This is a genomic window from Clostridium bornimense, from assembly GCF_000577895.1.
In the GTDB taxonomy this organism is placed as follows: Bacteria; Bacillota; Clostridia; order Clostridiales; family Clostridiaceae; genus Clostridium_AN; species Clostridium_AN bornimense.
Window position 1 is genome coordinate 2752743 of the sequence record NZ_HG917868.1, and the last position, 12210, is coordinate 2764952.

Below are 12210 nucleotides of genomic sequence, written 5' to 3' on the forward strand. Positions count from 1 at the left end.
TTTTACATTTAATTAAAAAAATTTATTATTTTTTTAAGTCCTATGTTATAGAAGGCTCTAATATTGCCATGCCATTATCATCAATTCCGTAGTACTTTATAAGGGATATATAGTTATCTACTATTTTTTCACTGCTCTCCACATTATCTATAAGAACACCTATACCAACTAAATTACAATCAAATTCTTTTATAAGATCATCAATACCTTTTGCTGTACCTCCAGCTTTCATAAAATCATCTATAAATAAGCAGTTAGATTTTTTATTTAATGATTTTTTAGAAAGTGACATTGATTGTATTCTTTTACTTGATCCAGATACATAATTTATTGATACTGTAGTTCCTTCTGTAACCTTATTATCTCTTCTCACGATTACTAGTTTAACTCCAAGCATCTTTGCTACTTCATAAGCTAGTGGAATTCCTTTAGTTTCTACTGTCACTACATAATCAATATCTTTATCTATAAAAATTGACGCTAATATATGCCCTGCCTTTGAAATTATATCTGGATCATATAATATGTCTGTCATATAAAGAAAATCTCCAATAATCACTCTTTCTTTTTCTCTTAATATATTACATAGATTTGATACAAATTCTTCTCTCATCTCATCTGTAACAGAACAAACATACTTAACTCCACCAGAAGCTCCAGCCACAGTTTCCACTTTTCCCAAATTTAAGGCTTTAAATGTATCTTTAATAATAACGATATCTTCAGAGGTAGTGGACTTTGCTGCGTTTAATCTTTCAGTAAAATAGTTTAATCCTATAACTTTGTTCGGATTTTCTATAAGTTTTTTAGTTATTACACCTATTCTCTGACCTCTAGAATACTTTTCCATCTTTGCTCCACACCTTATACGAATTTTTTTAGTTTATTTTTTTACTAATATTCATATTTTATGATAAAACCGCTAATTTATCAATATAAATAGTACTGGAGAAAATTTAGAAATTTACACAATCTTTGTTTTGATTTACTGAATATTTGTATATAATTAGTATAGACTAGTAAGAATTAAGGAGGCGACAGTTTTGTCATTAAATATAAATAAAGATCATAACATTCACTTTATAGGTATTGGTGGAGTTTCCATGAGTGGATTAGCTGAGATTTTAATTAATAGAGGTTATAATGTTTCTGGTTCAGATATGAATGCATCGCCTATAACAGAACATTTAAAGAAAATCGGAGCTACTATATATATAGGACAAAAGAAAGAAAATTTAAATAACGTAGGTGCTGTAGTTTATACCGCTGCTATTAGTGAAGAAAATGAAGAACTTATAGCTGCTCGTAACTTAAATGTACCACTATTTAATAGAGCTGAATTCCTTGGAGAAATCATGAAAGACTTTCATCATAATATAGCTGTATCTGGTACCCATGGTAAAACTACTACTACTTCTATGTATTCTCATGTACTTTTATCAGCAAAACTAGATCCTACTATATTAGTTGGTGGAAAATTAGATATTATAGATGGATATGTTCGCTGCGGTAAATCAGATTTCTTCTTAACAGAAGCTTGTGAATATAAAGCATCATTCTTATCTTTCTTTCCTACAATAGGAGTAATACTAAATATCGATGCTGATCACTTAGATTATTATAAAGATATAAATGAAATAGAAGAAACTTTCAAGAAATTTGCTCATATAATTCCAAAAGACGGATACTTAATTGCTAATGCTGAAGATACAAAAGTTATGGAAGTTGCAGACACTGTAGATTGTAATGTAATATCTTTTGGTATTAATTCAGGTGATGTAAAAGCTGAAAATGTTTCTTTCGATGAAAGAAGCCGTGGTTCTTTTGATGTAACATATAAAAACGAAAAAATACTTTCGATTACATTAAAAGTACCAGGAAGACACAACATATTAAACGCTCTTTCTACAATAGCTGGATCTATAGCTATGGGTATATCTTATGAAAATATCAAAGCTGGTCTTGAAGATTTTCATGGAACTAATAGACGTTTTGAATACAAAGGTAAAAAGAACGGTATAACTGTTATTGATGATTATGCTCATCATCCAACAGAAATAAAAGCAACACTTGCAGCTGCTAAAAATTTTCCTCATAAAAAACTAGTTATAGCTTTTCAACCTCATACTTACACTAGAACTAAAAGTTTATTTAAAGAATTCTCAGAAGTATTTGATGAAGTTGACGAACTAATCTTAGCTGATATTTATGCTGCAAGAGAAAAAGACACCGGAATAGTTTCATCTCAAATGCTTTGTGATGCAATTAAAGAAAGAGGTGTAAACGCAATTAATATTCATAGCTTTGATGAAATAGAATCATATCTAGAAAGGACTCTAGAAGAAGGTGACTTATTTATCACCGTAGGAGCTGGGGACATATTTAAGGTAGGCGAATCTTTTTTAAGTAAATAATAATGAAAGTGAGCGGGGCTGTCGCATTAACAAATGAAAATTTGCGAGCGATAGTTCCTTTTATCATGGCACAGGTTAGAAGGCACAAGTAAGGTGAAAATTCCTCTTTGGGAGGAATTTTATTATAATCCTGCAGATAGCTAGTGCATCTTATGTGAGATACAGTTTTACCACTACTTAATTAAAACAGGTATTAATATAAACATAATTTTCTCTATATAATCCTATTCAAATATATATTCAAAGCTTCATGAAAGTGCAACTTTCATGAGTTTTCTGTAATGACTTTTATATCAACTGTGATCTAAGTAAGAGACATAGTCTAACTTATAACATTCAACAAAACACTTAAAATTTCAGAAATTCTGCAAGAATTTCATCAATACATGTGCCTTGTGCCCTGAAAACTGTGCACTGACATATACCTTTGCACTGTTTTTAAAATTTTTCTTGCTTTTTGTCATATTTGCATATATAATAAGTCTCGTGCCTCGGGGTGTGGCTCAGATGGTAGAGTGCGTGGTTTGGGACCATGAGGTCGCAGGTTCGAGACCTGTCACCCCGACCAGAAAAAAACGTTGAAGATTTTCTTCAACGTTTTTTTATATTATTTAATATAACTAACTTTAATACTAATTCATTAATATAAACATAATTAACGTAATTGCTACTAAGGCAATTACAGATAAAATATTTCTACTCTTAACCATCATTAAATTCCCCCTCTTGTCCCTTTTCAATCTTCATTAGTAATCTTCCATATAAAAATAAGCAATAGAACTTATTTCTTTTGCTCCATTGCTTATATATATAATATCATAATATTATATAATTATCTATATTTTTCAATAAGTATTATTAATAATATTAAATTTTTTAATATTAATTTTTTCCTCCAGCTGCCTCAAATAATGTACTTTTTTCTTTTGTTAATTCTCTTTTTGTTAAGATATCATAGAATCCTGACACAATATAAGTTAAAGTCATTACTATAATAATTGATAAAACCTCTCCACCACCAAAATACTCAATAGCCATAGCAACTGCTGTTATTGGTAATGCATGTGATCCACAAAATACACCAATCATACCTAACGCAGCTACTGATGATAATGGTAATCCAAAAAAACTAGCTATTGCACTACCAAAAGTTGCACCTACAAAAAATGTAGGATTTACACGTCCTCCTTGAAAAACAGAACCTAATGCTACTGCTGTAAATATCGTCTTCCAAAAGAAGTGTAATATATGCGCTGGCGAAAAAAAAGCATCATTAATAACTGATTGACCTAATCCATTATAGTTTTTCCCTAATATTAATGTAAGTACTATTGTAATAACTCCTCCTATAAAGCCTTTTATAACAGGATTTTTTATTATTAATCCATAAACCTTAGAACTATTATCAACAATAAAATTAAAAAACATCCCTACTAATCCAAATAATATACCAAGAATAATAAGCTTCCCTAATAAAGGAATGGTCAATTTTCCTAAATCTAATTTAGGATACTCTATTGGTTTTACACCAATTAATTTAGAAACTTCACTAGAAATTACACTAGTAAAAAATGCTGGTATTAATGATTCATAGTGGAAATTACCTTTAAGAACTAGTTCCATTCCCATTAATGCACCTGCAAATGGAGTGTCATATAGAACGCCAAAAGCGGCACCAACACCGCTAATAACCAATGTTCTTTGTTCTCCATCACTTAATTTTAACTTTCTAGCTAAAAAATCTCCAAAAGTTCCAGCCATAGCTGTACCTGCACTATCCTTACCTGCTGATCCACCAAAAAAAGTTGTTGCTAGAGATCCTATAAAACTTACTGGAATCATATATAATGGTATATCTTTTGCCGCACTTTGTACTTCTGACTTTAATAAATTTTCTCCTGAATATGCGTTTCTTTTTACCTTAACATACATATAACTAATTATTACTCCTGCTATTGGTAAGAAATATATTAGCCAGTCATTACTCTTCCTAAATTTATTAGCATAACTCAATATTATATCAAAAGATCCTACTACTATTCCAATAACTATCCCCATAACTATGCTTAAAATAAGCCATTTGAAAACTTGTTTTACTAAATCCATACTATATTTCTTTATCTTGTTTTTTTTCATATTGCACCGCCCATATTAACTTATAATATAGTAGTATTCCCTAAATACACATAGAAATATTACAAAAATACGGTACAATTATATAATTCAAGAAATTCCATAGGAATTTCTACCTTAATTGATAATTGTGAATTAAAAAAAAGGCTGTCACCAGCCTTTTTATAATCTATCCAACTTTATTAAAATCGTAATGATTTACTTCTCTTCCTTCTTTATATGAAAAATCACAATAATTATTACCCCAACCTATAGTTTTACTAACTTTGACTCCTGTACCTAATACTTTTCCTATAGCTATATCTAAAGTACATACGTATGGTGCTAATTCTTCTCCGCCATTTTCCATATAATATCTAATAATAGGACAACATCTATATGTTACACAAAGTTCTCCTTCACTTTTAATTTTTACATCAAAAACAAAGTCCTCTTTACTCCTATTGTTCTTACTTTCTATTCCTAGTTTTTGTAATGCATCAACATTTCTTTCTGAAAAGAAACTTTTCCTCTTTGCCCATCTTAAAATTCTAGGTCTTCTGCTAACCTTCATGATTGTCACATCATAAATTATTTTTCCCATTTCTACTGGTGTCACACCTTGTTCCTTCATAACCTTGTACAACGTTAAAAAGTAAACCGCTATTACAAGTTTTTGCGTATGAGGATTCTCCTTTTGTCCAACACAGGGTATTGTTGGTAATACATATTTAAACTCATCTAAAGTATCCTTAAACATTTTATCTAAAGCCTCTCTAGAAAAATCATCTACAAGTAACTTTCTTAATAGTCTATTATATTGTTTAACTTGTCTTATACACCCCTTATTGTTGGTCTGGTACTGACCATCTTCCATGGCACCTTCCATCGATAAATTCAACTCCATTTCATATTTTAACTTTTATTTCACATTATTACTTTTAGTGTACCATAACATTAAAAAGTTTCTTAAGTTTATATTTCTTCACTTTCGGCTATATTTTATATATATTGCTAATTATTTGACTTTATCATTAATTATCTAATATTTTATCTGATTTATTAATTTTAACTTTATTTATCTACTTAGAAATAAATTTATATATTTAAATGCGAACATTTGTTTGCTATAATGGATTTGGTGATTTTTTATGAATATAAATGAAAAGTTAAAAATTTTATCAGGAGCAGCAAAATATGATGTATCTTGTTCCTCTTCTGGCTCCAATAGACAAAATACTAAAAATGGAGTTGGAAATGGTTCTATTAGTGGTATATGCCATAGCTATACTCCAGATGGTCGTTGTGTTTCTCTACTTAAAATATTATTAAGTAACTATTGCATATATGATTGTGCATATTGTATAAATAGAAATTCAAATGACATTCCCAGGGCAGCTTTTACTGTAGATGAAATAGTAAATCTCACAATGAATTTTTATAAAAGAAACTATATCGAAGGGTTATTCTTAAGTTCAGCTATAATTAAAAGTCCAAATCATACTATGGAACTTTTAACTAGAGTAGTAGAAAAATTACGTGTTGTTGAACATTTTAATGGCTACATTCATCTAAAAGCAATACCTGGTGCTGATGATAATCTTATAAAGAAAGCAGGAACTTTTGCTGATAGAATGAGTGTAAATATAGAATTACCTTCTAATGAGTCTTTAAAATTGTTAGCCCCTGACAAGGAGAAACATGATATTTTTACTCCTATGAAAAATATCAAAAATTCAATTATTGAAAATACTGAAGAAAGAAAATTCTTTAAGAAAGCTCCCATCTTTGTCCCCGGTGGTCAAAGTACTCAGTTAATAGTAGGTGCTACTAAAGATAGTGATCTTAAAATATTATCTTTATCTGAAAACTTATATAATAAATACAACTTAAAAAGAGTTTATTACTCAGCATATATCCCTGTTAATTCTGGTAGTAATCTTCCTGATATCAAAAGGCCTCCTACTATACGAGAACATAGATTATATCAAGCTGATTGGCTTCTTAGGTATTATGGATTTTCTTCAAAAGAATTACTAAGTATAAAAAATCCTAATTTTGATATAAACTTTGATCCAAAAACTTTTTGGGCTATAAATAACCTGCACCTGTTTCCTGTGGAAATAAATAAAGCTTCATACAACATATTAATAAAAGTCCCTGGCATAGGAATTCGTGGTGCTAGGAAAATTATTAGCGCAAGACGTCTCAGTAAATTAAGTTTCTTCGACTTAAAAAAAATGGGTATAACTTTAAAAAGAGCACAATATTTTATAACCTGCAATGGAAAATATTACGGGGATATAAAGTTTAGAGAAGATTATATTTCTTTAGCATTAGCACCTAAAAAAGATCTAAACATTATTGAAAATAAGATTATAACTCAACTTTCCTTTTTCAATGACCAAGTTAATTTACTAGATGACCTAAATACATCAATAACAGGAGAATTATAATGAAAGTATTATTATATGATGGTTCATTTTATGGATTATTAACATCAATATATCATGGATTTTATATGAAAGAAATCGATATAAAATTATATATAAAAGATACCTATAACTCTAACTTCTTAAATATGGAGTTTTATATAGATACTGAAGAAGCAAAAGCATTAAAAGTATATAACTCCATTAATGATAAACTAGGTAAAAATATATTAAAAAACGTATATTATCTTCATCTAGCCGAAGGGGATGAAATCCCTACCTTAATATTTAAATATTTAAAGTTAGCCTTTAAATATGGACCTGAAATTTCACTAGCTAAAAATAACGATATTATTATTAATGTAGATAAGTATCGTCGTAGAGTATCTCTTGAAGCTCATCGCTTTACTGGATTCGTTAGATTTAAAGCTATAGGAGAAAATCACTACTACTCTAGAATTTCTCCTGATCATAATATACTTCCCCTTATAATTGATCACTTTATTAATAGATTTAGAAATCAAAATTTTATCATTCATGATACAAAAAGAGAACTAGCTATTATTTATAATATGTCTCAGGGTATTATTACTGATTTTTCTAAAGAACAAGGAGATTATCTTTTCCACAATAGCTTTGATAAAAACTATGAAAACCTGTGGAAAACTTTCTATTCTTCTGTGAATATTGTGGAAAGAAATAATCCAAGAGCTCAAAGAAATTATATTCCCTCTAGATATTTTAAATATCTAACAGAAATAGATTGACGTTTATTTTCTAGATATTAGCACACACTATATAGAAAATAAAATTTAGGAGGCCCTTATGAAAAAATCAAGAAAATATCTATATAGTTTTTTATTATTGTCACTGTTCTTTTGTCAATTAGTATCTAATAATCTCATAAACCCGCATAAAATAAATAATGAAAATTATTTATCTACCAAAACTTTAGCAACTGCTGCTGCTAAAAATACAGAAACAAGAACAACTTCTAAGCCTACTACTAAAGGCTATCTTTGGAAAGCTACGAAAGACTCTAAGGAAATTTATCTTATAGGTACCATACATTGCAGTGATCCCAACTATGATTTTTACAATGATGAACTCCTAAAGATAATTAATAAATGTGATACATTAGCTGTAGAGATAAATCCTACTATGGCTGAAACATTAGGTATGTCAATGAAACTTTTATGCCCCGCCGGCGATACTATAGAATCACAATTAACTGATGAGGAAATCTTTAAACTTAAAACTCTTTGTATGGATTATAATCTAAATTATTCTATACTAAAAACTATGAATTCTACAGGTATCTGTATGAATCTTAACAACTTAAGCTGCATAAATTCAGGATTAACTGGCGAAGGTTTAGATAATACATTAATGGCTAAGTTTAAATGCTCAAATAAAAATATAATCCAATTAGAATCTATAGATCTTCAATTTGATAGATTAAGTAAACTATATGATATCTCCACATTAAAAGAAATACTAAACTCTTATAAGAGTAATACTAGAAATAATTCCAGTGAAGATAATAATAATAGAGTATTATTTACTGCTTTTATTAATGGAGATGAACATTATATGCTAGATTCAATTGAACTTTCAAAGAAATGTCCTAAAGAATATGACTTACTAATAAAATCTAGAAATGAAAATATGGTAGATGAAATAGAAAGAAATATCTCCAATAATAAAAATCTTGCTGTTGCTGTAGGTGCTCTTCATTACTTTGGTGAAGATGGTATAATAAATCAGTTGCAAAATAAAGGATATACTATTGAAAAAATTAAAACTACATAAAATATGAAAGAAGGTATCACATTAACAAATGAAAAGTTGTTAGCGATACCTCCTTTTATTATGACTCAATGTAGGGCACAGGTTAGAAGTAAGGTCACAAGTCCTGATACTTGTGCCCTTTATATTAATTAAATATTACTAATAACATTCTTTAGCCACTTTCCTGATTTTAATCTTCGTGTTTGTAAAATTGCCTTAATAATTTCTTCTGTTGTTAATAATGCAAAAACTCCTGCTATAGGCAATTTTAAAACCATAGCTCCAATAAATGATAATGGTACTGAATAAAACCATATTGTACACCCTTGTAAAATCATTGCATAAGTAGTGTCTCCGCCTCCTCTGAAAACTCCTACTATCATAACAAGGTTATATGATCTTAACGTAAAGAATATAGCCATCACTCTAAGAACTTTTATCGTATCAAAATAAGTATCACTAGTTACACTAAATGGTTTCAATACCAATGGCGCAGTTACCCATACTACTATTCCAAGAGCAAACCCTACTATTACAGATAATTTTGCAATATTGTGAGAATATTCTCTAGCAGTTTCTTCTTTTCCTGCTCCTATATTATTCCCAATAATTATTGCCGCAGCACTAGCCATTCCTGATAAAAGTACTAAAAACATATTATTTAAAGTATTAGCTATTTGCATAGTAGCTACAGCATTTGTTCCTATTTTTGCATAAGCAATAGAATATGCTGTTAACCCTAAAGACCATACTAATTCATTAACTATAACAGACCAAGATGTTATAAAATATGTTTTTATAGTACTTATTTTAAAGTTTATCATCTCTTTTAGCTTAGCCGCCACAATATTATTTTTTAGATAAACGACAGAAACTATAAATATCATCTCTATTAGTCTAGCTATGGTAGTAGCTAAAGCAGCTCCATTAACTCCCATTGCTGGTGAACCAAACCTTCCAAATATGAAAATCCAATTTAATATTGCATTTGATGCCACCCCTATTAAACTTGCATACATTGGTAGTTTAACTTGTCCCGTACTTCTTAATGCTGATGAATAACCTTGAGTAAAATTAACAAAAATACAGCTTATAGCTACTATTCTTAAATACTGAATTCCTCTTGAAATAACTTCAGGGTCATTTGAGAAAAAATTCATTATTACATTAGGAAATATACCTGCACCAATAGCAAATAAAATAGATGCTATAAGTCCTACTGATATATCTACCCCTAAGAATGTTTTTATACTCTTAAGGTCCTTTTTGCCCCAAAATTGAGACATAAATATACTTGCTCCAGAGTTTATTCCAAATATACATAATGTAAATACAAATATATACTGATTAGCTAATCCAACTGATGCTATAGATGTTTCGCCAAGTCTACCAACCATGACATTATCTATTAAATTCAATGAAGATGTAATAAAACTCTGAAGTGTAATAGGTAATGCTAACGCAAATACTGTCTTTAAAAATTTCTTATCTTTAAAAATTTTCTTCATATTGTATCTCCTTATTTTTTTCAATAAAAAAGGAAAGCCTATGGGTAGTAATGCCGCCCATCTGCTTTCCATATTTATATCGTTTAATATTTTCTTATAAAAATTAATAAAAGTCAATATTAATAATTTTCAAAAAATCTTCCTACATCTGATGATAGGTGTGAATCAGAACCATAAACTTTTTTTATATTATACTTATCCACTAATTCACTAAATGCTCCAAATGGATATGGTTCTAGACAATATTCCTTTCTCATGCCAGCTGTATTAAAATCAATCTCGTATCCTCTCTCCTTTATTTCTTTAGCCATCACTTCTAACAATTGAATATTATCATAATCTATCGGATATTTCTTGTTAAATAATCTAACTAATGTAGGATGACCTATTCTTCTAGGTTTATATGTTCCTAGCTCAGCCCTTATAGACTTAATAACTGTTTCAAAATATTTATCATAAACTTCTTTTACTCCACCTAGCTTCTCTACTAACTGACCAAAAATTTCAGTACTATAATCCATCGCATAATATTCATCACCTATTTTTAGAAAATGGACAGATAATATAGAATCATCTAACTTACTTCCATACTTGTCCAAGAAATCTCTTGTTTCGTTTTCATACCCCTCTATGTAATCTACTTCTAACCCTATATTGATTTTAATCTTTTCACTATAAGCCTTCTTTAACTCTAGTAATTCATTAAAATACTTCTTAATTTCTTCTTCAGATGGAGAGCATCCCTTTAAAAGCTCTTCATCCATAAAAACTACTGGAAATGGCATATGCTCGGTAAATGTTATTTCTTCTAACCCCATCTCTATTGCCTTATCTATGTACATACTAAAAGAATCTTTAGATCCATGAGGACAATATGGTGAATGTATATGACCATCTCTTATTATCTTTTTATTTTTCATAGACTCCCTCCATCCTTAGATAATTATACCTCTGTTGCAATATATATACAATCCAAAAACATGGGGATATCGCAATAACAATTAAGTTTCGTCATTGCGATTCCCTTTTATTTATAAATTCATAATTTATCACAAAACAGCACCTATTCTATTTATATTTTAAAACTCGTTTCTCTATTATAATTTTTTGCTGTTGCTGAAAGATATCTTTTTAGAATCTTTGATGTAAAAACTTTAAACTCTAATGATGGAGATACCTCTACATCACAATTGATTTTTATAGACTCTTTTATATCTATTACATTACAACACTGTCTATCTATCTTAGTTTTAATTGCACCAATTTGCAATGCAGTATGACTATCACTACCTCCTACTATAGGTTTATCTACTTTTTCTCCAAGACTTATTACCTTTTCCTTTACTTCTATTTCTCCCTTTTTATAAATATCCTTAGCATTTAGCTCAAAACAATCTAATCTACCTAAAAGTTCATAAGGTTTTTTAGATAGCTTTTGACCTTTTCTAAAAGGATGTGCTCCTATCTTAAGGCAATTATATCTATCTCCTAGATTCAATAAATCTTCAAACTCAATAAAATTTTCTTTTTCTATATTATTCATTAATATCTCATGAATATCTATGATATCATCCATTCCCCCAGATAAAATTATATGACCGCCATCCTTTATACTTACCTCCATAGCTGGAAATATAGAAATTCCATTAACTAAATATCTACCATTTTTGTAGGGATAGTTAACTTCTAAATATTTATATATATCATTAAAAGCTATAGCTTGAAAATGCTCACAAAGAATAATTCCTTCTATATTGTTTGATTTAGCACTATTAATCTCCTCTAAAAAAAATTTCTCATTAAAGTCTTTCTTTTTACTTAATAATCCATGAACATGAAAATCAATGTTCATCTTAGCTTTCTCCTTAAATAATTAATATAATTCCATTATATAGAATATTTATTTTTTTGCCATATTCCATCTTAAAACTCTTTAAAAAGATCAAAACTCTT

10 protein-coding genes and 1 tRNA gene are annotated in these 12210 nt (G+C 29.0%); 5 read left to right on the plus strand and 6 right to left on the minus strand.

The annotated features are described in order from the left end of the window. Positions 1–40 precede the first annotated feature (40 nt). Positions 41–850 (minus strand): pur operon repressor, encoded by an 810-nt coding sequence (gene purR / locus CM240_RS12555; protein ID WP_044039460.1) that lies wholly within the window; start codon positions 848–850, stop codon positions 41–43. Between the two features lie 193 nt (positions 851–1043). On the opposite strand from purR, the gene murC reads away from it, so the two are divergent. Then, positions 1044–2414 (plus strand): UDP-N-acetylmuramate--L-alanine ligase, encoded by a 1371-nt coding sequence (gene murC, locus CM240_RS12560; RefSeq protein WP_044039461.1) that lies wholly within the window; start codon positions 1044–1046, stop codon positions 2412–2414. A 492-nt stretch (positions 2415–2906) separates the two neighbouring features. Continuing rightward, positions 2907–2982: transfer RNA gene (locus CM240_RS12565), tRNA-Pro, on the plus strand. A gap of 314 nt (positions 2983–3296) precedes the next feature. Here CM240_RS12565 and CM240_RS12570 read toward each other — a convergent pair. Beyond that, positions 3297–4550, minus strand: coding sequence for a chloride channel protein (locus CM240_RS12570; protein ID WP_044039462.1), 1254 nt, complete (start codon positions 4548–4550; stop codon positions 3297–3299). A 166-nt stretch (positions 4551–4716) separates the two neighbouring features. Further along, positions 4717–5415, minus strand: coding sequence for an L-2-amino-thiazoline-4-carboxylic acid hydrolase (locus tag CM240_RS12575; protein ID WP_044039463.1), 699 nt, complete (start codon positions 5413–5415; stop codon positions 4717–4719). A gap of 262 nt (positions 5416–5677) precedes the next feature. Between CM240_RS12575 and CM240_RS12580 the strand changes: the two genes are divergently transcribed. Genes CM240_RS12580 through CM240_RS12590 form a run of 3 tightly spaced genes read left to right on the plus strand, consistent with a single transcriptional unit; the run spans position 5678 to position 8770 of the window. After that, the gene (locus CM240_RS12580) at positions 5678–6982 is read left to right on the plus strand and encodes a putative DNA modification/repair radical SAM protein (protein ID WP_044039464.1); all 1305 of its coding nucleotides are present in this window, start codon (positions 5678–5680) and stop codon (positions 6980–6982) included. Further along, positions 6982–7725 (plus strand): TIGR03915 family putative DNA repair protein, encoded by a 744-nt coding sequence (locus tag CM240_RS12585; protein ID WP_044039465.1) that lies wholly within the window; start codon positions 6982–6984, stop codon positions 7723–7725. The genes CM240_RS12580 and CM240_RS12585 overlap by 1 nt, the downstream gene beginning before the upstream one ends. A 58-nt stretch (positions 7726–7783) precedes the next feature. Next, the gene (locus CM240_RS12590) at positions 7784–8770 is read left to right on the plus strand and encodes a TraB/GumN family protein (RefSeq protein WP_044039466.1); all 987 of its coding nucleotides are present in this window, start codon (positions 7784–7786) and stop codon (positions 8768–8770) included. Positions 8771–8898: 128 nt separating this feature from the next. On the opposite strand, the gene CM240_RS12595 is transcribed toward CM240_RS12590, so the two are convergent. From CM240_RS12595 to CM240_RS12605, 3 genes are all read right to left on the minus strand, one after another. Next, positions 8899–10257 carry an MATE family efflux transporter gene (locus tag CM240_RS12595; protein ID WP_044039467.1) on the minus strand — a complete coding sequence of 453 codons (1359 nt, stop codon included), beginning with the start codon at positions 10255–10257 and terminating at the stop codon, positions 8899–8901. Between the two features lie 119 nt (positions 10258–10376). Further along, positions 10377–11177 carry a histidinol-phosphatase HisJ gene (gene hisJ, locus CM240_RS12600; RefSeq protein ID WP_044039468.1) on the minus strand — a complete coding sequence of 267 codons (801 nt, stop codon included), beginning with the start codon at positions 11175–11177 and terminating at the stop codon, positions 10377–10379. Positions 11178–11329: 152 nt separating this feature from the next. Beyond that, positions 11330–12109 (minus strand): PHP-associated domain-containing protein, encoded by a 780-nt coding sequence (locus CM240_RS12605; protein ID WP_044039469.1) that lies wholly within the window; start codon positions 12107–12109, stop codon positions 11330–11332. Positions 12110–12210: the final 101 nt, after the last annotated feature.